Source organism: Nocardia arthritidis (assembly GCF_011801145.1).
Classification (GTDB): Bacteria; Actinomycetota; Actinomycetes; order Mycobacteriales; family Mycobacteriaceae; genus Nocardia; species Nocardia arthritidis_A.
This window is the reverse complement of record NZ_CP046172.1, coordinates 2121056-2142445: the sequence shown is the minus strand read 5'-3', so window position 1 is coordinate 2142445 and position 21390 is coordinate 2121056. Positions and strand designations below refer to the sequence as shown.

Sequence of the window (21390 nt, the reverse complement as noted above, 5' to 3'; positions counted from 1 at the left end):
GTCGCACCATAGGGGTTTGCGATACGCTCCCGGCGTGAGGATCGGCTACGGACGAGTCTCCACCCCGGACCAACGCCCCGAAGCGCAGCACGACGCGCTCACCGCCGCAGGCTGCGAACAGATCTTCATCGACAAGGCATCCGGCACACTGGCCAGCCGACCCGAGCTCGACAAGGCGCTGCTGGTGGCCACCCGCGACGGCGATCAGCTGGTAGTCACCAAACTCGACCGGCTCGGACGCTCACTGGAACACCTCATCCACCTGGCCGCGACACTCCAGGCCCGCGGCGTCGACCTACTGGTGCTCGACCAAGGCATCGACACCTCCACCACCATCGGCCGCATGTTCTTCCAAATCCTCGGCGCCATCGCCGAATTCGAGCACGCCCTGATGTCCGAACGCACCCGCGACGGACTCGCCGCCGCCCGAGCCCGCGGCCGCACCGGCGGCCAGAAACCCAAACTCGGCCCACGCCAAATCGAACTGTCCCAACACATGTATGACGAAACCGATGAAGACGGCAAACACCGCTACACCGTCGCCCAAATCGCCGCCGAATTCGGCGTCACCCGCGCCACGATCTACCGCCACCTCAACAACACAAACCAATCCACCCCCACCATCACACACACCTCGGCCCCCTCACCCCGAACCAGGAACACACGAAATTCCCAGAACCCCAAGTGATCTCAATCACAAACCCTTCAAGCCAATCACAACACCAACAGCCAACGGCATCACAAACCGCACAACGATCGGCCCACCCGCCAAACACAACACCACACAAACGCACACGATCACCGCGGAAACAAGGCACACCACTCTGACCTGGGTGGAGCGCAACTTCGGCTACGCCGTCGCCCGCGCCTACGCCGGACACACCGAACCAGACAGCCGCACCGGACAAACAGCCACCTACATCCGCGCCAGTGTCCAAGAGGTCGCCGAGGCCCTGTCCGCTATGACCGGACTCCCGCATCCGCTCGCCGCCTAATCGGAGCAACCCTACACGGGACAGAATCTGTCACGAGATAACAATATGCTCGCCGCCGTCCGCACGGGGTAGGCCAGGCCAGTCCGCAGGATGAGGAAGGGTCCCGGCGACCACCTGGCTCGTCTCGTCAGATGTACTCGACGCTACTGTGCGCGCTCGTCCTCGCCGGTAACCGTGTCGTGGTCAGACCGGCGATCACTTCCCGCAAGTGCGCCCGCATACTCATAGCATTGGCGAGCCGCTGGTCGCGGTGCGAGTATTTGTGCGTCAATCATTCTGTCCCACTTGTCCGTTCGTCTCATTGCCACCCAATTCTCCTCCTATCCACCTGATTCGAACGGGCCTGACAGTCGGATTTCGCGAGCTCGGCCTTCTGATCGACTACCTTCGATGTCATGTTGCGCATGGACGGGGGAGCCCGCGCCGCTTCGGGATTGTTCTATCAGTATCTGTTCACCATCGAAGCGTTTCTGATCTGTATCGCCGACGACTGGCCCTCGGGGGCGGAGGTCGTGATCGAGGACAGTGGGGACGCCAATGCCGAAGACCCGGATGTGGTCGACTTCGCGATTCGCCACCCCGACCGCGGTGTTGTTGCGGTGCATCAGGTCAAATCCACGACTGCCCCTGCCTCCAACACGATGAGCGCAGCGAAAGCGCTGCGAATCCTTATCCGGCTCGTGGGATCGATCGACTGCCCCGAGTACGTAGTCACCACGAACGAACGTCCAGGCCGTGAGATCAACGAGCTGAACAACATCCTCCTGGCGGCCCGCGATACAGAGCACTTCGCCGACGACGAGTTCGTGTCGCAGCTGGGTGTGCTCGTGGCTGCGTCGACAACCGCATCCGCGGACTTGGCGGCGTTAGCGCGAGATCCGGCGGCGGTGGCTCGCCTTCGCCGTGGGCATGTCCAAGCCACCGGGGAGACGGCGCAGACGATCCGCCGACGGATTCGACAGCGCGTCCGGGATTGGCGATCGGAACACGGGTTAGCTCTCGGCGAGAAGGCTGCTCTGCTGATTGAAAAGTCCACTCTTGCAGAGGTTTTCGAACGAGCGGCCGGCATCGAAACGGTAATGCCGACGAATGAGGGTAGCCCTGCTCGATCGGTGTCCTTGGCGGCTTTCACCGCGTTACTGGCGACATCACCGCATGTGCTTGCCGAGGCGGTCGGCGCCTATGAAACTGCGATCGGACTACATCACGTGCCCTCCGGAGACGGTATCGTCCGGGAAGCGCAACTGACCGCGATCCGTATGCGGTTCGACAACGTACGTTCACGGCGCTCGCGCCGATGTGCGCTCCTGGGGCGATCCGGGTTGGGCAAGACCCGGCTGGCCGCCATGTATGCCCACACCGAGTCCGATACGTACGACCGTGTGTGCTGGATCGATGCCGAATCCGATGCCGCGGTGCTTGCGTCCGTGGTGGCGCAGCGGCGAACGCTCGGTTTACACGATCTCGAACCGCAGTTAGCGCCGGAAGACGTGGCCGAACAGTTCCGAGCCTCGATCGCGGCCTTCCCGGGCCGGTGGTTGATCGTCTTCGACAATGCGCACCACCCCGATGACATCGCCGGCTGGCTACCCCACGTCGGTCGTGTGAATGTTCTGATCACATCGAACAACTCGGTCGCCTGGACGGCTTACCGTCCGGTAGATGTCCCCCCGATGCCGAATGACGAGTCTGTGGCGCTGCTGTCGTCCCGACTGGATATGAATGTGGCCGACAGCCCCGCCGTGACACGAGCGTTGAACACGGTCGCTCAGCGATTCGAAGGCTGGCCGCTGGTGATCCAGATCGTCGCCGCCCACTTCGGTTCGTTGTCGGTTCTTATGGAAGGCGTCGACCAGTACTTGATGAAGATCGACGCGTACGTTCTCAATGACGAAACTCTCGACCATGACGGATATCCCAGAACTGTGCAGGCAGCGATAGGAATGTGTCTGGATCGCATGAAGGCCAAGGCGATTCGGTCCCGTGACGGCGCGGACGCTGACGCCTACAACATGCTCGGGGTCGGCTCGGTACTGGCGTCTCGCTCGATCCCCGCCACACTGTTGTTCACCGCCGCCGTGGTGACCGAAACAGAGCTACGGGAATCTGGATATCGGATGCTGGTACCTGACGAGTCGATGTTCCCCGCGGTCGATCGGGCGATTCGCCGAATCCGTAGCGAGTCACTCATCGAGCGGGCGGACAGCGAAGAGAACTCGGACCCGGATATCGCATCCGAACTGCGGTCTCGGGTGGAGATTAACGAGATCGTGCAGCGGATCGTGCGTACGTACTTCGATATCGGAGTAATGATCAACCGTGCGGCGCTCCACCTCGGTTCTTGGCTCGACTACTACCTGATTACGCACCGATACGCTGAGGCGGTCACCCTGCAGCCTCATTCGCTGGCGGTGCTCGCCCATGCCGGCGAATGGGCCGGACGGAACAAGCAAGCGATCAGATACGCGGCCACCCTCGCGGGCAATCAGGCGAACCTGCTCGATATACAAGGGCGCAGCACCGAAGCGGCGCGCTGGCTGAATTTCGAGATGAATCTGCTACTCGCGCAACCAAATCGAGAATACCGTCTGATCGCGAAGACCTCAGCCCAACTGATCCAAACACTGCGCCTCCTCGATCGTGCACAGCAAGAGATTCTTCCCCACGCCACAACCGCGATCGAGGCCCTCGAACAGGCGGCAGCTAACGACGATCGCGACTGGGACGCTGAACTAGTCCGCCATGGACTGCAGGCATGGGTCGACACCTCCTTGAACAAGTCGCATGTCACTTTCCAGAACATCGAACCGTTGCGAGATCTACAACGGCGCGTGCGGGCCTTGTCGACGGAATTCCCCGCCGACGCTCGTGCGCTGTCGATCGACACCAACTCCGAGATCAATACCCTCGTCGCGGAACGCCAAGACGAGCGAGCACTCGAGGTGATCGACACGACCCTCGCCGACCTCGACAGACGCGACCATCTGCAGCGAATCAATCTTTCCACCTACCGTGTCGAAGTCCTTGCCCATCTCCATCGCACCGTCGATCTCACCGCTCAACTCGACAGCCTTGACACAGACCTCATCGCGCACCCCCAGATCCGCGCAGGGATCGCCAGCTCGCTGCTGAACGCATGTTTCGCCCTGTGTACCCCACTTGTGGACGATGGGGTCGACTCGACACTGCATGAACAACTGGACCGCATCCTCAGACTCGCTGCAGACCTGCTCGTCAGCCAATACGACCGCTGGTGCCACGCTCTATTCAGCGCCTACTACGCCAGCACCCAAAATTCCGCCGTCAGCGTCCGATCGATACTGACCATCGCGACCACCCTCCGGCCGACGAACACACCCGACACAGTCACCAGCACCAGCGAACTCGATCATCTGCAGTCATGGCTCAGCTACTGGCTGGAATGCGCCGACTGCGGCCGACCCGTGCGCTGGTTCGACGCCGCATTCAGCCACATCCAATACTCAAGCCTCGATGCTGATTCGACGCCAGGACCCTGGCTTGGTGTACAGGTCCCAGGGCGCTGGAGCACGATCCTGTCGACCGCCAGCTACCACGCATATTGGCTCGACGATCCTAGCGCCACAGCGTTGACCGCTGACCTGCGCACAATCGACACCGGCGACCCGGTAGCCCGTATCCGCATCCCGCAATCGGCAGCGCTACTGCAAATCACGCCGATGCCGATCACAGGGCTCATCCTCACCAGCGACAGCCACCCCCACTCTCAATCACACGCGTACCTACAACCATTCGCACCGTGATCGCGGCGATCACCGTTCGAGGACTCCCCATCCCGGGTAGAGCGCCGGTAGGTCCGCCAACTGAGGGTCGGGTGGCAGTGGCGTCTCGGAATCGTCTTCGTCCCAACATCGGCCGTACTGGTCCGGGATCGTGCCCCAGCCCCAATATGGGCAGGGCAGCGAGGGCTCGATGCCGACCGCTTCGAGCGGATCGATGCGTTCGTCGCCCACCGTACACAGATATGTCCAGCAATCACCGAGGTCAAAGATATACACGAACTGCTGTCCCGGAATGAGCTGGCTCAGTTTGGTTTTGCGTGTGTCGAGGACGGTGCCGGGTTCGTCGAAATCCAGGTCCGGCTCGGCGACGCGAAGATCGTTGTCCAGCTGGAACTCGTGCAGGTGGTGACGGTCCCAGCGGGCGAATGCGTCGTCGATCGCCGTGGCCAGTTGCTCGAACGTGTGACGACGCGCTGCGGCGAATATCCGGCCCGGTCGCGGCCACAGCTCCTCGCCGCCACCACCGATGAGATCGACCCGAATAGACAGCCACGTCCGACTCATGAGGCTGATCCTGCCACCCGAACCCATCGCCGACGCAACAGCTGATCAGTTCTCCGGAAGTTGCACTGCGGCCAGATAGCTCCTACCAAGTGGAGCCGTCAGTAGAGCAATTTCACTGGCCACCGATGGTTCGACTACCAAACCAATCCACCTACCTCTGACCCCTTCACTGCACCCAGTCGCCACGCCAGATGAACAAGTCCTACCCACTCCCAGTCGCCCCAACCGGCGGCCGTGACCGCGGTCGTTAGGCTGATTTTGACACGGGCGCTTCCGAGGCCCCCGGCCGTCACCTGTATCCAGTCATGAGAAGTTGACCGGCCGAGACTACGAGGGCTAACCTCCCTCACATGGACACTTTCACAGTGTCCAGCGGTACTGAAAACGTGCGCGAGTCCCTGATGGCGCACCGCATGAAGCCCCTGACGTACGGTCGGGGGCTTCATTCGTTCTACCTGTCGAAACGTGTTGTGGTGACAATCGCCGCGGCTTCCCCTATACGGCGAGCTGGTTCAGCAGGGTCAGGAACTCGTCGGTGGGTTGCAGCTCGAGAGATTCGCCGGCTGGTTGGACGTGGATAGCCAGCTCGATATGGCCGCCATCCCACCAGTAGAGGTGTGGACTGGTCGGCCACGGATCGTTCGCGAAGTGGTGCGCCGCGAGCGAGGCGAGGATCTGCCCGGCCTCGAGCACGTCGATATCGTCGATCGGGGCGGCGTAAATGCTGAGTTCGGCGGGAACGGTGAACAGCGCACCGGCACGGCCGATGACATCGGGATAGTCGCCGAGCCACAGCGCATGCGCGCTGGTGTAGTCGTTGCCTTTGAGCAGAAACCAGGGCGGGGCATCCTCGGGGAAGTCGGCTCGCTCGACCTCCAGTGGCCCGTCGGTACGCGTGTTCTGCTCACCGAGCGCGAACAGATCGCGTTCATCGATATCCCAGCTCGCCAACAGCTGATAGGTCACCGGCGAGATGGTATGTACACCGTCGAGCACCACGCGCTGGGTCAATCCGGGGGCCAATGGTCGGCAGACGCACGCGACTTGGTCATGGGTCCTGTCGGGGTACAGCCGGGTGCGCACCAGTGCCCGCACCTCGGCGAACTCCATCGCCTCCAGGGGTTCGGTATCGGCGACCTCGTAGTGACTCAGCGCGGTGCCGAGGTGGTCGGCGACAAGTGCCGCCCAGTCCTGCTGCGGCGCGGCGGCGATTTTGCGTACCAAGTTCTCCAGGTAGTAGACCGTGGTCCCGGTCGGGCCGGACACTGTCACCTCACCATCGGCGCTCACCTGCGCGGTGTGACCGCGCAATTCGGCTGCGGTACAGAACAATTCCGTAACCTGCCGGCGAACGTCGCTCATAGCCCATCCTCCCGATTGTCGACGCAGGCCGAAATCGAACCGGCCCGCGGGACCTGAGCGTAGAGCACCACCCCGACACACTCGCGGGTCGGAAAGCCCTGCGGCACGGCCCAACTCACCTCTCGCCACGAACCCGCCGCAGCCGCGGAGACGCTGCGGGCGTCGCTGACGCGGGCCACGCACGCGTACCGGAATATCAATGCGAACCGGATCCGTGCGACCAGCGGGTGAGGGCCGCGAGTACGGCGGCTTGGTCGGCAGCTGTCAGATTCGCGATGCGAGCGAGATGGTTTGCGGCGGGGGCCAGGTAGATGGCGTCACCGCGGGGAGTGGGACCGAGGCGGAAAGGTTTTGCCCGAGTAGGGTCGTTCGCGCCGTAGACGAAGATCAGCCCGGTGCTGTCGCTTCGGACCCAGCGGTCGATATCGAGCATCGCGTCGGGATCGAAACGCAGGGGAATCTCTTGTGGCACATAGTTGCGCATGTCCTGGATGTTCGGATAGCGCAGCAGATCGGTGAGTCCCGGTGCGGAGTATCGGGCCGTGCCGAGCTGCGTACCCAGCTGATAGAACGACGGCAGTGCGACCGCGAGGCCCTGATCGGTGTAGGACGCCGGCTGTACGAGGTCGTCCAACCATGTATAGAGCGTTTCGGTGGTTGCCGCGGCGGGTGGAATGGCACCGCAGTCGGCCACGCCGCGGTGCATCCAGAAGTACATCGGCACCTGCAGCGTGGCCAACTCGACGACGCGGTCTACGCCGCCGACTGTCTGGAAGGCGTAGCCGGAACGTTGGGCCCAGTCGGTGAGCCGGTCATCGATTTCCTTGCGCCGCAACAGGATTTCACGCTGGACCGCAATGATCGCGGCCCGGCATTCAGGCGTGCCGACCTCGGCGACGAATCGGTCGTAGGCGGTCGGGTCCGCGTCGTCGAGGATGTTCGGGGCGCTGTAGGCGATGGTGCCGACCACATCATCGGGATAGAAGCGCCGGTGATAGATCGACGCCATACCGCCCTTGCTGGCTCCGGCGGAGATCCACGCACCCCGGAATATCGGCCGCAATGCCACGATGAGGCGGTGGTGATCGGCGGCGGCCTGCCGGATGTCGAGCGTGGTCCAGTCCGGGGAGGCTGGTCGGGAGGAACCGAAATACCGCTGCTCGGTGACGATCTGGTTACCGCCGACCAGTTCGGTCGGCTCGGCTCGGAAGGCGACGTTCGAGGTCAGGTCGTAGCCGCTCGTGTAGAGCACCATGGGCCGATCGGTGGCCCGGTACATCAGCGTCAGGCGCTGGTCGAACTCGCCGCGCTCGGGATGGTCGTGGTCGATCGGCTGGCGATAGGTGAGTTCGAAGAGCCGACCACCCGACGCGGTCTGTTCACCCTTGACGCGCAATCCCGGAATCGCTTGCAGCACAGTGCGAATGTCCTCGTCCCGCGCGCACCCCACAGCGCACGGAACGAAGAGTACGAACACGGCGAGCAGCAGGCGCACGTACCTGTCGATCGTGGTCATGTCATCAGCCTCGCCGGATACGGCGTGGCAGTCCTCCCCCGCGAGCACCGCTGCCTTCCCCCGGACGGGGGAGGACCGGAACGAACCCGAACTGCGACGATGGGAAGGTGTTCGCCCTGTTCCGTCCGCTGACCTATACCCGCGGCATACATCTGTGTGTGCCGTTGACGATCGCGGCGCTCTGGCTGTTCATCGACCCGAGCCGACCGTATGTGGTTGCGCTGCTGATGATTCCGGTCGGCCTCTTGCCCATGACCCGGTTGGCCGAAGGGATCCAGGCCGAGCTGCTGCTCACCCGCGGCACACCCGACGCCTCCCTCACGGCCGCGCCCGCGACCACCTGGCCGGACCGCTGGCGCACGGTGTGGTGGTTGGAGATTCGGCTCGCCTGCAGCGCGGTGTTGCTCGCGGTCGGGGTCGGCACCGTGTGGCTGTGCACGGATCTGATCCGTGCCAGTGTCGGCTCCGCGCCGACCCGGGACACCCTGGTCCACTTGCCATCGCACTGGTGGTGGGCGGTATTGATCCCGGTACCGCTGGCAATTCTGTCGATCACCGTGGTGGGACTCGGCGAACTCGTCACCGTCGCGGCCCGCAGACTGCTCGGGCCGTCACCGACCGAACGGTTGCGGATGCTGGAGGCGCGCACCGAACAACTGCTGGAACACAATCGCATCGCCAGCGAACTGCACGACTCGATCGGTCACGCCCTGACCGCGATCGTCCTGCAGGCCGGCGCCGCCCGGACCACCACGGATACCCAGTTCACCGACCGTGCTCTCAGTGCCGTCGAGGACACCGGCCGGGCCGCCCTCGACGACCTCGATCGGGTGCTGCGGGTGCTGCGCGACGCCGGGCAGCCGGTGGTCGAGCGTCCGACGCTGGCCTCCTCGGCCGCCCTCTTCGACTCGGCACGTTCCGCGGGCGCGTCGGTGGAGGTGACCGTCGAGGGTGCGGTCGACTCGATCCCCGGCCCGATATCGCGGGAAGGCTATCGCATCCTGCAGGAATCGCTGACCAACGTGTTGCGGCACTATGGCCCCGGGCCCATTGATGTTTCGGTGCGGGTCGACGCCGCGCGGCTCGAACTGTGCGTGCGCAACCCGCTACCCGAACGACCGAGCCCACCACGCACCGGCAGCGGCCTGCGCGGCATTCGCGAACGCGCCGGACTCCTCGGTGGGCTGGCCCGGCTCGGGCCGCTCGGAGACAGCTGGCAGGTGCACGTCGAACTCCCGCTTCGATGAACGCGACGCCGATCACCGTCCTGCTCGTCGACGACGAACCCATTGCCCGCTCCGGCCTGCGCGCCATCCTCGACGCTCAATCCGGTATCGAGGTGGTGGCCGAGGCCGCCGACGGGGTCGCGGTGCTGCCGCTGATCAAACGGCTGCGACCCGACGTCGTCGCCATGGACGTCCGGATGCCGCTGATGGATGGCATCGAAACCACGCGGGCGATTCTGCGCGCGATATCCGCCCCGCCCAAGATCCTCATCATCACGACTTTCGAAAACGACGACTACGTCTACGGTGCGCTGCGGGCGGGCGCCGACGGCTTTCTGCTGAAACGGGCACGGCCCGCCGAGATAGCAAACGCCATCCGGACCGTGGCGGAAGGGAATTCACTGCTTTACCCGGCGGCGCTGCGCCGCCTCGCGACCGGACGCGCCAATACCCAGGCGCAAACCACGTTCGAGCGGGCATCGCTCACCGAGCGCGAGCAAACCGTGCTGCGACATATGACCCGAGGACTGTCCAACGCCGAAATCGCCGCGCAGCTGCACCTCGGTTCCGAAACCGTCAAATCCCATGTCAGCGCGATCCTGGCCAAACTGGGTGTGCGAGACCGCACACAGGCCGTGATCCTCGCCTACGAATCGGACTTCGTCGACGCCTGAATCGCTTGCCGCACTGAGCGAATCCGATTCGATGGTGAAACACCCTGCTGCACAACATCTTCAGATGACTCGGCGGAGGCCGCGATGCGGCCGGATCCAGGACCGATTATCTCGGTATCGAATTCGAACTCCACGCGGGCACTCGCAGGAACCGAAAAGAGCCTCGATCGAGATGATCGAGGCTCGGAAAATATTTGGACGACGCGGAGGAACTCAACTCGGCCCCCAGCTATAGATCCAGGAACTTCCCCGCCTCGCACGACTACCCTAACCGAGCCCACCCCCATCCGCCAAACATTATGGTCACCGCCACACTCCGCGCCGCTCGAGTACGTTTGGCTGGTGGGTAACTTGCCGGACGGGCGAGCGCGGCGAGCATTGCCGAAGGGGCCGCACAAGCTCGACCGCGACACCGTGCTGGCGTCGCAACGGCTGCGGATGTTCGATGCGGTGGTCGAAGTCGTTACGAAGAAGGGATACCGGACCACCACGGTCGCCGACGTGATCGCCCGTGCGGGTGTGTCGCGGCGGACGTTCTACGAGCATTTCGCCGATAAGGACGCCTGCTTCGCCGCCGCCCTACGGCACGGGTTCGAGGATCTGATGGTCGAAATCATCGACGCGACCGATATGGGCGGCGTCGAGCGGGACGACAGGATCACCGCGGGGTGGCGGGGCGTATGCGAAGCCCTGGCGCGCAGACCGGCCTTCGCCCGAGTGTTCTTGCTGGCCGCTCCACAGGCCGGCGGCGAGATTCAGGATCAGTACGAGCGGTACCTGTCGCAGGCGGCCGCCGCACTGCGCGAGCATGTCACCGTGGCGCGGCGCAAGCGCCCCGATCTGCCTGCCGAACTGTCCGAGGCCGTGGCCCAGGCGATCGTCGGCGCGGTCGCCCGCCTACTGACCACCCAGCTCCGGGCGCACGGCGCCGAGCGGTTACCCGACCTGCTGCCGACGATCCTGGCTGTGGTGAATGCTCTACTGCTGGTGGATATTCCACCACCGAGTGTCGACTGATTCCCCAAATCCCCTATTCCCCAGAGCAATCAGCGCTCGCGGCACGCCTCGGCTGTTAGCTTTTGTGAGAAACATTCATGTTTTCTACTTTTGCCGAGGCGATGGCGATGAAACACAAACCCGTAGTGGCCGGTATGGCCGCCTGTCAGCTCATGTTGTCGGCCCAGCTGATCGGCGTCTCGCCGGCACACGCCGATCAGACGGTCGGCCAACGGATCGAGAAGCCCCTGGGCGAGGCCGGGCCCGGCGTGGTCAAGAGCTGGGTCCAGGTGTACTCCCCGCTGCCCGCGGCGGCGGGCCCGCATCCACCCGGCTGCGATTACGTCGACTATCTGCGGTACCGGCTCGCCGACGGCCCGCAGCAATCCGGGGACGCCGATGCCGTCGTCACCGCGATGCCCGGAATGTTCAGCGGCCCAGAACAATTCGACTCACTAGCGCCGGAAGTACTGCGGCGCGGCCACGATCGAAGCCGCGCGGTCGAATTCTGGGGCATGCAACGCCGTTCGCCCTGCTACTACGACCGCACCGGACTCGATGCCGCCATCGCGGCCAAGGACTACCGAGTCGCCGTCGACTACTACTTCAACCACAAAGCGGTGGACGGACGAACCTTCCCCGGCTGGCCGTCATCCAATGACACCGAAGCGCTGAAATCCGATGACATGGACCAGCAGAACCGCGACTGGTACACCGCCATCGCCGAGGCGATCCCCGATCCGCAACAGCGAGCGAAAAAGGTCTACTGCGCCGGACATTCGCAAGGCGGGGAGAACCTGAGCTACTTCGCAGCCACCGAATTCGGCAGCGCTGACCATCCCGCCCCCGGCTACGCCCAATGCGCGGGCTTCGTCGTACTCGACACCGCACTCACCATCGACCAAGCCGACTCGAAACAATCACGGCCGCAAGATAATCCGGGCACGCAACCGGCCACCGCAGGCAGGTCGTTCTTCCAGGGCATCCTGCCCGACAATGTGGTGCCCGACGCCATGACACTGTTCTCCATCGCCGGGATCGCCGCCTACTTCGAGCCCGACGAGGAATCACAGCTGCTGCGAATGCTGCCACACAGCCCGAATATGGAGCTGATCCTGCGCGGCCTGCTCGCCGCCGATCACCTGCAATTGATCACCAACGACCCCGATGTCCGGTCCTTCCGCTACACCAACACCGCCATGCTCGGAGCGCTGCTCGACAACAACTCCATGCCGCTCACCCCGGCCGACATCAGCTTCGGCAGCTTCGGCGGGGGTCCCGTACGCGAGAAGTACCTGTGGGTGCCCGAGGAACTGGCCGACATTCCCGGCACCGACATCACCCTGCCACTCATCGGCTGGCCGCTGAAGAAATCTCTGCTCGGCTTCGACAAGGTCGCCCCCGCAGACCCGAAAGCCCTCTACACCTGGAATAACTACGACCAACCCGCCGCACCCGACAACACCGGCCGCGTCTACTCAACGCCCCAAACCGAACACACCGACATCCACTCGCTGGCCCGCCAGCTGTTCGAGGGCCCCACCGTCTTCTTCGACGCTTTCTTCCCCGGCACGCCGAGAAAAGACACCACCCCGGTCCCATATCCCAACGGCCCCTTCGAAAAACGAGCCGTCTACATCTACGGCACCAACGGCACCGTCAACGACACCCTCCAACTCCTCACCCCCATCGTCCAGATCCTCAACCCGGGCTCCCACCCGCTGCGCCCACCCGACGCCGCCACCGGCATCGGCTACACCCATCTGGACGTCCTCACCGCCGCACCCCGCCAAAACGATGGAAACCCCAGCGCCACAACAATTGCGATCACAGACTTCATCACCCGTTGATAGATTTGTTCGCCGCGCGGACCGGGCGGCCACCCAGCGAGATCAGTCCTCGGCGATGCCGCGCAGAATCGTGTTCAGGCCGAAATCGAAGTGGAATTCGGTGATCGGCTCGGTGCCGTATTCGGGCGCCTCGAAGGCGTTTCCGGCGAACAGCATTGCGGCATAGGGAAATCGGTCCCGGTCTACGAGCCGGGCCAGGTTCGCGGCGTATGTACGGTAGGTCCGCGCCGGATCCGGACCGAGTCCGGGATTGTGTTCGGCGGCGAGCGTCACCATCTGACGCACATAGCCGCTGAGCAGCGCCAGCACCGCGATTTTCGCGTTGCTGGCGAGCCGGGCGGCACGCAGCACCTTCAGACCGGCATCGAACCAGGCGATCTGGTTCGGACCCGACGGCGGGCCGGAGACCGGAACGTCTATCAGCCAATGCCTTTCGACGTATACGTCGCGCAACGCATAGGTCCATTCGCGCAACCCGTCGCGCCAATGCGCCGGGCCGGTACGGATATCGGGTGGACTCGCGACACCCGCGTCCAGCATGAGCGTCAGCAGTTCATCCTTCGAACCGACGTGGCGGTACAGCGACATGGTCGAATAACCAAGGGATTCAGCGACTTTCGGGAGTGTCGCGGCTTGCAGACCCGCCTCGTCGGCGAGCGCGACCGCCGCGCGCACCACGCGTTCCACGTCGAGTTCCGCGGGTCTTCCGGTACGCCCGGCGCCCGGCAGCCGCCACAGTCGTGAGAGTTCGTCCGGCACTTGCCGTTCCACATCTGCCCCTGATTCCTCCGGCACCACGGTGCCATCGCTCGAGTTAGTGTATCTAATACACTATGCAAGGGGAGCGATGATCCGCAAACACTCACGCCTATGCGCTGCCTCGTTGTTCGCGGCGGCCTGCCTGGTCAGCTGCACTGCACGAGATTCGAAAACACCAGCAGCGCAAGAGCATCCGGTCGTCCAGATCGTGGATGGCCCCGTTCGCGGCACCGCCGCCGACGGCTACCGAACCTTTCAGGGGATTCCCTATGCCGCCCCGCCGGTGAGCCGATTGCGCTGGGCCCCACCGGCTCCGCCCGTGCCGTGGCGGGACGTTCGCGACGCCACCGCGCCCGGTCACCCCTGCGTGCAGAACGCGAGCCCGATGGGCGATCCGGCCAGCGATTCCGAGGATTGCCTGTATCTCAACGTCACCGCACCCGATCACGCGGACGGCGAAAAACTGCCGGTGATGGTCTGGATCCACGGCGGCGGTTTCTATTTCGGCTCCGCCGACCCCTACCAGGCCCGCCGCCTGGCCACCAAGGGTCGCGTGGTCGTGGTGACCCTGAACTACCGGTTCGGCGCGCTGGGATACCTGGTGCATCCCGGGCTGGACACCGCCGACGCCGCGTCGGGCAACTACGGACTGCTCGATCAGCAGGCCGCACTGCGCTGGGTGCGGCGCAATATCGACCGCTTCGGCGGAAATCCGGACAGCGTAACGCTTTTCGGCCAGTCCGCCGGGGCGACCAGTACCTGCTCCCTACTCGCCTCACCGTCCGCGGCAGGCCTGTTCCAGCGCGCCATCGTGCAAAGCAGTCCGTGCTCGGAGACTAATCAGTGGCCCTACGACGACGGCTACTGGTTCGCCCGGCCGCGTGCCGCCGCCGAACAGCAGGGCCGCGAGCTGGCCGACAAACTCGGCTGCGGCGCCGCTGCCGATGCGGCGGACTGCCTGCGCACCGTCCCCGCCGCGAAGATACTGGCCGCCGCGGACGGCGCCGGATACGGCCCGGCCTACGGCGGACAGCACACACCGCTCCCGCTCGCACCGGCCGAGGCGATCGCGAGCGGAAAGTTCAATCGGGTCCCGGTGATTCACGGCACCACCCGCGATGAGCACAGCACGTTCATCTGGGCCATCGAGTCGTTCACCGATCACGTGTACACACCCGCCGACTACCGTAACCAACTCGACAGCGCCTTCGGCGCGGACGCCGATCGCATCGCGGCGGAATATCCACTGACCGATTACGGCTCCCCCAGCCAGGCGCTCGCGCGGTTGTTCTCCGACTACACCTGGGGGTGCACCGCACTCCTGACCGACGATGCGTTGGCCGCCCAAACCACCACGTACGCATACGAATTCGCCGACCCCAACCCACCGTGGGGTAAGGATATGGCCAAGGCGCACTTCCCGACCGGCGCACTGCACGTCGGCGAAATACCGTATCTCTTCGACAGCCCCGAATTCCCGACCCCATTATCCACCGAGCAGAATCGCCTGTCGGACACCATGATCGACTACTGGACACGCTTCGCCCGAACCGGCGACCCGAACCGCTCAGGCACACCGAACTGGCCGGAGTACCGCACGGCGACCGACGTTCTGTCATTGGCCCCCAACATGATTCACCCAGTGGACCTCGATGCCGAACACCGATGCGGATTCTGGTCCACCTTGCGCCGCCCACCAAAGCCGTAGGCGCGATGTCGAGAACCTGCCTCTGCGGCTATAGGTTGTTCAGGTTGGCGATCCGTCGCGTGTTCGCTATCAGCACATCTGTCGTCTTTCGCACCCAATCGCCGATCACGCGGAGTTCGGCCTCGCTGTATCCGTCGTTGAGCGCGTTCATGTCTCGTATGAACGGCCGGAAGATCTCGGCGAGCAGGTTGTCCATCTGCTCGTTCGCGACCAATTCCACGATCACTTTGCGGCGATCGAGCGGATCCCGAACGCGCCGGGCGTAACCGGCCTGTTCGAGCCGATCGACCAGACCCGTGACCGCTCCGGTGGTCAGGCCGGTGCTCTCGGCAATGGTCCCGGCCGTCACCGGTCCCAGACGTTGGAGCGTGTCGATGCACTTCCGCTCGGTCGCGCTGAGCCCCATCAGTCGGCCGGCGAGTTCGTGGAAATTGACCATGGCCGAGGCGAACTCGCGTCCGAGCAGCTCGCCTGCCTGTGCCGGTTCGGGTGTATCCGCTTGCGCCATCCCTCGAATCTACCTTAGGCTCTAATTATCTCAGTGACTAAGATATTTTGGTCTGAGGTTTTCGGTAAGGGGGCGGAATACCATGTCTCATCAGGCTTTTCACCAGCGACTGCGATCATGGCGGGGATGGCCGGTGGTGGTGCTCGCCGTGCTCGCGACGACGATTCCAGAGATTCTGACCGGATCGACAACGTTGTCGATCATCGGCGGTCTACCCGTGGAGATGGGCCTGTATGGCCCAGGGGCGCTGGTGATCCGAGAGATCGTGCGGCGGCGCGGCGGCGGCTGGCCGTCGATGCTGATACTCGGGGCCGTGTACGCCGCCATCGAGGAAGGTTTACTGGAGCCGACCTGGCTCACCCCGCAGATATTTCCGCCGAATGGACATCCCTATGGAGTAGCTTTCGGCATCTTCTGGCCCTACGCCGCATTCAATATCGGCCTGCATTCGATCTGGAGCATGACACTGCCGATTCTGTTGACCGAGACCATTTTTCACCGCCGCCGCCATGAGTCCTGGCTCGGCGGCGTCGGCATCTCCGTTGCGGCTGTCGCCTTCGTTTTCGACGCCGCGTTCACCTGGATGTTCTGGCGCACAGTGGCAATGCCGCGAATCTACGGAGTCCATGCCGAAATTGGACTGTCGAGGTATCTCGGCGTCGCATTGTTCGCGGCCGTCCTGACGCTGCTGGGCTGGTGGAGTACCAAGTGGGCGAATGGGATCGCGCACGCGGCCGGCCGAGCCCCGTCGGCGTGGGCGGTGGGGCCGGCCGCGGCGGCTGGAGCGCTTCTATGGTTCGGGATGAACTCGATTCCCGACCCGTGGCTGCGACACATGCCGATCCCCGCAATCCTGCTCTCGCAGTGCGCTATTGGCGTGCTCGGTTATCTGCTCATTCGAGAATGGTCGACCCGCGAAGGCTGGCAGGATCGGCACCGGCTCGCGGTCTTCGCCGGAGCGCTGGGAGGCGAAACCTTGGGAGGGTACTGGCTCTTTCACCGAACCGGAGCCGACCTGGCGTTCGAAATCGCCGCAGGCGTCGTCGCGGTGGCCACGCTCGTCATCATGGCCGCACGGATTTCGGCCCGGCCGCAGAACCGTTCGTCCACGGCCCGCCTCCCATGACGACCACATGGTATTCACCAATTGGTTTCGGCCGCACCGATGATTTGCGGGTGAATCTGTCGTCGGTATCTCTGGGAATACCGATAGACAGGAGTCCAGGTATGACGAGACCGATGACCTCGGTGCGGGCGAATGGTGTGGATCTCGGTATCGAGAGCTTCGGCCGCGCGGATGATCCGCTGATCCTGCTGGTCGGCGGCACGACGATGTTGTCCTGGCCCGACGCGCTGTGCGAGCGGCTCGCGTCGGGCGGGCGGCGCGTGGTTCGCTACGACCTGCGCGACTCCGGCGCGTCGACGACCCTCGACCCGGAGAATCCGGCCTACAACCTGCGGGATCTCGTCGCCGACGCGGCCGCGCTCGTCGAGGTGCTCGGCGCCGGGACCGCTCATCTCGGTGGTGTCGGCGTCGGCGGAATGGTCGCTCAGGTCGCCGCGCTGGACCACCCGGATGTGTTCCGCGCACTGACCCTCGTCGGCACTCGGCCGGTGGCGCCGGGCCCGGTCGACGAGGACCTGCCGGACCACGACCCCGCGGTCATCGGCGCCGTGTTCTCCCGGCCGCTGCCGGACTGGACCGACCGGGAGGCTGTCGCGGTGTTCGCCGCCTCGGGGGCCGAGCCGATGGGCAACGACCCGGAGGAGACGCTGGCGACGGCGGCCCGCATCTGGGACCGGACGTCGTCGAACGATCCAGCGGTGCACCAGGCCAATCAACTCGGGATGGTCTTCTCCCGGATCGACTGCGCCCCGCGCTGGCGGCACCGGCTCAGCGAGCTCGACATGCCAACCCTCGTGGTGCACGGTCGCGCCGATCCGTTCTTCCCGGTCGGCAACGCCGAGGTCCTCGCCGCCGAAATCCCCGGTGCGCGACTGCTCGTCCTCGACGATATGGGTACCGCCCTGCGCCACACCGCGGCCGACCAGGTCGCCGCAGCCATGCTCGCCCTGTAACGGCCGGGCTGGGAACCCCACCTCGACAAGGGAACACGAGCCCGAAACCGGCCCCCGCCGAGAACACCACGATGACAACCTCGGCCGAACCCTGCACGCGATGACCGGATTGCCGCCCGGCGGGTGACGCCTAATACCTCGACCCCGCAAGGGATTTGGGCAAACGTCGTCGACGGTCGGACCCGGCCGGGTAATCGACGTCAGCCCCCGTGGCCGGAATCCGATGACGCATTGCCGTCTTCACCGAGTGCGTCACGGACGATCCGGTCGACGGCCTCGGCGGCGGCGGTCAGGTCGGCGGCGGACTTGCGGGCGCATCGCCGTACTGCGGCATATGGCAACTCGATGATCAGGAGAGCCAGTCGTTCGCGATCGGCTGGGCTGTGGAAACCCAGCCGATCGCCCAGTTCCCTTACGGCGTCGTCGTTTCGGGCCCGCTGCGCCGCCGCCGCCTCCCGGGATTCGGCACTCCACTGTGCGAACCCGAAGGCTTGTGGGCCCGCGAGCAATACCGCGGCCTCCGTCGGATGTCGCAGCGACCAGTCGGTGACGTGATGCGCGGCCCGCATGGCGGCTTGCTGTGGCGGGTCGATTTGCAGGGCCTCGAGAAACCCGCGCTGGAATCGATCCACGCTACGCAACCACAGACCTGCCAGCAGCGCCGACCGGTCGGGAAAGCGGTAGTAGACCGAGCCGCTCGGCGCGCCGACGGCGGCCGCGACCGCGCTCATGGTGACCGCGGCGGCACCGTGCGACGCGGCCAGGTCGGCAGCGGCGTCCAGCAGCGAGTCCAGGGTGTGCGCTGGTTTCCTTGACACGTATTAGAGATTACCCTCTAATTGAAATTAGAGGTCAGTCGCTAAATGAAAGGTCCGGGTCATGGTGAGCAATATCCACAGTCGGGTGATCGCGGCCGATGCCGAGGCGGTGGGTCGGCTGCTCGAAACGCTGGCGACCGACGACGACCGGCTGTGGCCGGTCCAGCAGTGGCCCGCGATGCGGTTCGATCGGCCGTTGGAAGTCGATGCCACCGGTGGCCACGGACCGATCCGCTACACCTGCGTCAAGTACGTTCCCGGACGCGAGGTGAAGTTCCGGTTCCATCGGCCGACCGGATTCGACGGGACGCACGGATTCATCGTCGACGAGCTGGACGCCACACATACCCGCCTGACGCATGAGCTGATCATGCGAACTCACGGAAAAGATCGGTTCACCTGGCCCCTCGCCTGGCGCTGGCTACACGACGCCGCGTTGGAGGACGCACTCGACCGCGCCGAGACCGCGCTGGTTCCGGGGACGGCGGCGCGAAGCCGGCACAGCCGATACGTTCGATTTCTGCGCGGGCGGATCCACAGCGATCAGGTTCGCAAGAACAGGGTCCACCAGAATCAGCACTGACGCCGAAGCTTTCGGCACGACAACGCCCAGACCCCGCCTGGGACAGGCTGTTCCACTGTTGGCTGGGCAAGGAGGAACCATGTCACCCACTCCGAACCGCATCGCCCTCGTCGCCGCGCGCTGGCACGCCGATATCGTCGACCGGGCGGTGGCGGCCTGCCGGACCCGCCTGACCGAGCGCGGATTCACCGATGTCGATGTGTTCGAAGTTCCGGGAGCCTTCGAAATACCCTTGCGCATAAGGCGATTGGCCATCAGCGGCGAGTACGTCGCGCTGGCCGGTTGCGCACTGGTGGTCGACGGCGGCATCTACCGGCACGACTTCGTGGCAGCCACCGTGGTGGACGCGCTGATGCGGGTTCAGCTCGATACCGATGTCCCGGTGTTCTCCGCGGTGCTCACCCCGCACCACTTCCACGAGCATGAAGAGCATCTGGCGTACTTCGCCCACCACTTCGAGATCAAAGGCGTTGAACTGGCCGATGCCATCGCGACCACGCTGAATCTGGACGTCGTCCGATGACAACCACCACACCCTCCCTCGACATGGCTCGCGCCGTGCTGGCCGCCCAGCCGTTCAGCGTCCTGCTCGGCGCGGAACTCACCGCCTTCGACACCAATGGGGCCACCCTGGAGATCCCGATCCACGACAACCTGCGCCAACAGTTCGGCTACGTCCACGGCGGTGTGCTGGCCTATCTCGCCGACAACACCATCACCTACGCCGGTGGCGCCGCCCTGGGCCCGAACGTTCTGACCAGCGGTTTCACCATCACCTATCTGCGCCCCGCCGATGGCGTTCGCCTGCGCGCGATCGCCCACGTCATCGACGCCACCGGCCGCCAGGCAGTCTGTTCATGCCAGGTCTTCGCGGTTCCCGCCGACGGCGATCCGGTGCTGTGCGCGACGGCCCAGGGAACTGTTCGAGCGATAGCGCGAGAAAGAGCCGAGGGTTTCTCCGGCGCGGCCGGTCGAGTGGCTGCCCGATCGCATCCAGTTACGTTCAGCGACATTGGAATTCGGTAGCAGGCACGCTCACTCGACGACAACCGCCAATCCGTGTTCACGCCGGTAGCGGCCCGGTGAGATATCGAACTGCTTCTTGAACGCGTTGGAAAACGCGTAGGCGGTCGCGTATCCGACTTGATCGGCGATGGCGGACAGCGGATCGGTGGTGTCGCGGAGCAGCGCGGCGGCGCGGGTCAGTCGCCACCAGGTCAGATAGCCCATCGGCGGCTGGCCGATCAGGGTGGCGAATCGGCGGGTGAGGGTGGCGCGGGAGACGCCGGTTTCGGCGGCGAGCCGGTCGTTGCTCCAGGGTGCGGCCGGATCGGTGTGCAGTGCCCGCAGCGCGGTGGCGGTGACCGGATCGGTGAGCACGGCCGACCAGACACCTGCCTTGTTGTCGGTCATCCACGCGCGGATCAGGTAGACCAGCAGCAGGTCGAGCAGGCTCGGAACGGCGATGCAGGAACCGGGGCGGCGCTGGTCGGCCTCCTGCGCCAGTAGGTCGATGGCGGCGCGTAGCTCGGGGTGGTCGCCGATGCGGGCCGGTAGGTGGATGATCGTCGGCAGCTCCGCAACGAGGGGATGCTGCCCGCGGCGGTCGAGCCGATACTTACCGCACAGGGCCTCGAATCCGGCTGTGTCCGAAGATCTTTCGGCTGTCTGCTCGGCACTCCATCGCTCGAACGGCACGGCCCGCGCCAAAGTCTTTGTGTCGGTGGGCCGATCGGCGAGCACATGCCCGGTTCCGTGTGGCAGCAACACCGCGTCACCGGTTCCCAATGTCACCGGATCACCCTCGTCGGGCAGCAGCCAGCAACCACCCTGGAGCACGATGTGGAAGCCCGCGCCGGAGTACGGGGCGAGTCGGGTGCACCAGGTGGGCTGTGGGGTATACAGCCGGTTCGACGACGGTTGCCCCAGGCGTATGGCAGCGATCGCGTCGCTCAGCACATCCATGGGTCAATGGTACTGAGAACACTCAA

20 protein-coding genes are annotated in these 21390 nt (G+C 64.7%); 13 read left to right on the top strand and 7 right to left on the bottom strand.

What is annotated here, in order from left to right; translation table 11 throughout:
• Nucleotides 1-34: 34 nt before the first annotated feature.
• The 3 genes from F5544_RS09525 to F5544_RS09515 all read left to right on the top strand — a co-directional run bounded on the left by F5544_RS09525 (nucleotide 35) and on the right by F5544_RS09515 (nucleotide 4777).
• On the top strand, nucleotides 35-688 hold the full coding sequence (locus F5544_RS09525; protein ID WP_174867304.1) for a recombinase family protein: 654 nt from the start codon (nucleotides 35-37) through the stop codon (nucleotides 686-688).
• Between the two features lie 145 nt (nucleotides 689-833).
• Complete coding sequence (locus F5544_RS09520; RefSeq protein WP_203217512.1) at nucleotides 834-995, top strand: hypothetical protein; 162 nt, start codon at nucleotides 834-836, stop codon at nucleotides 993-995.
• A gap of 395 nt (nucleotides 996-1390) precedes the next feature.
• Entirely contained in the window at nucleotides 1391-4777 is a 3387-nt protein-coding gene (locus F5544_RS09515; protein ID WP_167472849.1) for an NB-ARC domain-containing protein, read from the top strand.
• 9 nt (nucleotides 4778-4786) lie between these two features.
• Here F5544_RS09515 and F5544_RS09510 read toward each other — a convergent pair whose 3' ends face one another.
• The 3 genes from F5544_RS09510 to F5544_RS09500 form a co-directional block, all read right to left on the bottom strand.
• Nucleotides 4787-5347 (bottom strand): plasmid pRiA4b ORF-3 family protein, encoded by a 561-nt coding sequence (locus tag F5544_RS09510; RefSeq protein ID WP_238847172.1) that lies wholly within the window; start codon nucleotides 5345-5347, stop codon nucleotides 4787-4789.
• A 468-nt stretch (nucleotides 5348-5815) separates the two neighbouring features.
• Entirely contained in the window at nucleotides 5816-6682 is an 867-nt protein-coding gene (locus F5544_RS09505) for a hypothetical protein (RefSeq protein WP_167472848.1), read from the bottom strand.
• 196 nt (nucleotides 6683-6878) lie between these two features.
• Complete coding sequence (locus F5544_RS09500) at nucleotides 6879-8198, bottom strand: S28 family serine protease (protein ID WP_167472847.1); 1320 nt, start codon at nucleotides 8196-8198, stop codon at nucleotides 6879-6881.
• A gap of 107 nt (nucleotides 8199-8305) precedes the next feature.
• Between F5544_RS09500 and F5544_RS09495 the strand changes: the two genes are divergently transcribed.
• The 4 genes from F5544_RS09495 (at nucleotide 8306) to F5544_RS09480 (ending at nucleotide 12944) form a co-directional block, all read left to right on the top strand.
• Nucleotides 8306-9445, top strand: coding sequence for a sensor histidine kinase (locus tag F5544_RS09495; protein ID WP_167472846.1), 1140 nt, complete (start codon nucleotides 8306-8308; stop codon nucleotides 9443-9445).
• Nucleotides 9442-10098 carry a response regulator gene (locus F5544_RS09490; RefSeq protein ID WP_167472845.1) on the top strand — a complete coding sequence of 219 codons (657 nt, stop codon included), beginning with the start codon at nucleotides 9442-9444 and terminating at the stop codon, nucleotides 10096-10098. The genes F5544_RS09495 and F5544_RS09490 overlap by 4 nt, the downstream gene beginning before the upstream one ends.
• Nucleotides 10099-10440: 342 nt before the next feature.
• Nucleotides 10441-11115, top strand: coding sequence for a TetR/AcrR family transcriptional regulator (locus F5544_RS09485; protein WP_167472844.1), 675 nt, complete (start codon nucleotides 10441-10443; stop codon nucleotides 11113-11115).
• Between the two features lie 107 nt (nucleotides 11116-11222).
• The gene (locus F5544_RS09480; protein ID WP_167472843.1) at nucleotides 11223-12944 is read left to right on the top strand and encodes a hypothetical protein; all 1722 of its coding nucleotides are present in this window, start codon (nucleotides 11223-11225) and stop codon (nucleotides 12942-12944) included.
• Nucleotides 12945-12986: 42 nt separating this feature from the next.
• Here F5544_RS09480 and F5544_RS09475 read toward each other — a convergent pair whose 3' ends face one another.
• Nucleotides 12987-13715, bottom strand: a complete 729-nt coding sequence (locus F5544_RS09475; RefSeq protein WP_203217511.1) for a TetR/AcrR family transcriptional regulator — start codon at nucleotides 13713-13715, stop codon at nucleotides 12987-12989.
• 196 nt (nucleotides 13716-13911) lie between these two features.
• On the opposite strand from F5544_RS09475, the gene F5544_RS09470 reads away from it, so the two are divergent.
• Nucleotides 13912-15411, top strand: a complete 1500-nt coding sequence (locus F5544_RS09470; RefSeq protein WP_203217510.1) for a carboxylesterase family protein — start codon at nucleotides 13912-13914, stop codon at nucleotides 15409-15411.
• 28 nt (nucleotides 15412-15439) lie between these two features.
• Here F5544_RS09470 and F5544_RS09465 read toward each other — a convergent pair whose 3' ends face one another.
• The gene (locus F5544_RS09465; protein ID WP_167472841.1) at nucleotides 15440-15919 is read right to left on the bottom strand and encodes a MarR family winged helix-turn-helix transcriptional regulator; all 480 of its coding nucleotides are present in this window, start codon (nucleotides 15917-15919) and stop codon (nucleotides 15440-15442) included.
• Between the two features lie 133 nt (nucleotides 15920-16052).
• Here F5544_RS09465 and F5544_RS09460 point away from each other — a divergent pair, with 133 nt between their 5' ends.
• Nucleotides 16053-17045 carry a hypothetical protein gene (locus F5544_RS09460; protein WP_167472840.1) on the top strand — a complete coding sequence of 331 codons (993 nt, stop codon included), beginning with the start codon at nucleotides 16053-16055 and terminating at the stop codon, nucleotides 17043-17045.
• A gap of 113 nt (nucleotides 17046-17158) precedes the next feature.
• On the top strand, nucleotides 17159-17998 hold the full coding sequence (locus tag F5544_RS09455; protein WP_174867578.1) for an alpha/beta fold hydrolase: 840 nt from the start codon (nucleotides 17159-17161) through the stop codon (nucleotides 17996-17998).
• Nucleotides 17999-18198: 200 nt separating this feature from the next.
• Here F5544_RS09455 and F5544_RS09450 read toward each other — a convergent pair whose 3' ends face one another.
• Nucleotides 18199-18816 carry a TetR/AcrR family transcriptional regulator gene (locus tag F5544_RS09450; protein ID WP_167472838.1) on the bottom strand — a complete coding sequence of 206 codons (618 nt, stop codon included), beginning with the start codon at nucleotides 18814-18816 and terminating at the stop codon, nucleotides 18199-18201.
• Nucleotides 18817-18877: 61 nt separating this feature from the next.
• Between F5544_RS09450 and F5544_RS09445 the strand changes: the two genes are divergently transcribed.
• The 3 genes from F5544_RS09445 to F5544_RS09435 all read left to right on the top strand — a co-directional run bounded on the left by F5544_RS09445 (nucleotide 18878) and on the right by F5544_RS09435 (nucleotide 20425).
• Complete coding sequence (locus F5544_RS09445) at nucleotides 18878-19399, top strand: SRPBCC family protein (RefSeq protein WP_203217509.1); 522 nt, start codon at nucleotides 18878-18880, stop codon at nucleotides 19397-19399.
• Between the two features lie 79 nt (nucleotides 19400-19478).
• Nucleotides 19479-19922 (top strand): 6,7-dimethyl-8-ribityllumazine synthase, encoded by a 444-nt coding sequence (locus tag F5544_RS09440; RefSeq protein ID WP_167472837.1) that lies wholly within the window; start codon nucleotides 19479-19481, stop codon nucleotides 19920-19922.
• Nucleotides 19919-20425, top strand: a complete 507-nt coding sequence (locus tag F5544_RS09435; RefSeq protein ID WP_167472836.1) for a PaaI family thioesterase — start codon at nucleotides 19919-19921, stop codon at nucleotides 20423-20425. Before F5544_RS09440 ends, F5544_RS09435 begins: the two co-directional genes overlap by 4 nt.
• 9 nt (nucleotides 20426-20434) lie before the next feature.
• Here the strand turns inward: F5544_RS09435 and F5544_RS09430 are convergent, their stop codons facing one another.
• Nucleotides 20435-21364 (bottom strand): AraC family transcriptional regulator, encoded by a 930-nt coding sequence (locus tag F5544_RS09430; RefSeq protein ID WP_167472835.1) that lies wholly within the window; start codon nucleotides 21362-21364, stop codon nucleotides 20435-20437.
• Nucleotides 21365-21390 lie beyond the last annotated feature (26 nt).

What these genes read in the sequence shown, in the direction of transcription:
- F5544_RS09440 (WP_167472837.1), top strand. Translation starts at nt 19,479, where the DNA reads ATGTCACCCACTCCGAACCGCATCGCCCTCGTCGCCGCGCGCTGGCAC.
- F5544_RS09515 (WP_167472849.1), top strand. Translation starts at nt 1,391, where the DNA reads ATGTTGCGCATGGACGGGGGAGCCCGCGCCGCTTCGGGATTGTTCTAT.
- F5544_RS09465 (WP_167472841.1), bottom strand. Translation starts at nt 15,919, where the DNA reads ATGGCGCAAGCGGATACACCCGAACCGGCACAGGCAGGCGAGCTGCTC.
- F5544_RS09430 (WP_167472835.1), bottom strand. Translation starts at nt 21,364, where the DNA reads ATGGATGTGCTGAGCGACGCGATCGCTGCCATACGCCTGGGGCAACCG.
- F5544_RS09435 (WP_167472836.1), top strand. Translation starts at nt 19,919, where the DNA reads ATGACAACCACCACACCCTCCCTCGACATGGCTCGCGCCGTGCTGGCC.
- F5544_RS09510 (WP_238847172.1), bottom strand. Translation starts at nt 5,347, where the DNA reads ATGGGTTCGGGTGGCAGGATCAGCCTCATGAGTCGGACGTGGCTGTCT.
- F5544_RS09490 (WP_167472845.1), top strand. Translation starts at nt 9,442, where the DNA reads ATGAACGCGACGCCGATCACCGTCCTGCTCGTCGACGACGAACCCATT.
- F5544_RS09480 (WP_167472843.1), top strand. Translation starts at nt 11,223, where the DNA reads ATGAAACACAAACCCGTAGTGGCCGGTATGGCCGCCTGTCAGCTCATG.
- F5544_RS09455 (WP_174867578.1), top strand. Translation starts at nt 17,159, where the DNA reads ATGACCTCGGTGCGGGCGAATGGTGTGGATCTCGGTATCGAGAGCTTC.
- F5544_RS09445 (WP_203217509.1), top strand. Translation starts at nt 18,878, where the DNA reads ATGGTGAGCAATATCCACAGTCGGGTGATCGCGGCCGATGCCGAGGCG.
- F5544_RS09505 (WP_167472848.1), bottom strand. Translation starts at nt 6,682, where the DNA reads ATGAGCGACGTTCGCCGGCAGGTTACGGAATTGTTCTGTACCGCAGCC.
- F5544_RS09500 (WP_167472847.1), bottom strand. Translation starts at nt 8,198, where the DNA reads ATGACCACGATCGACAGGTACGTGCGCCTGCTGCTCGCCGTGTTCGTA.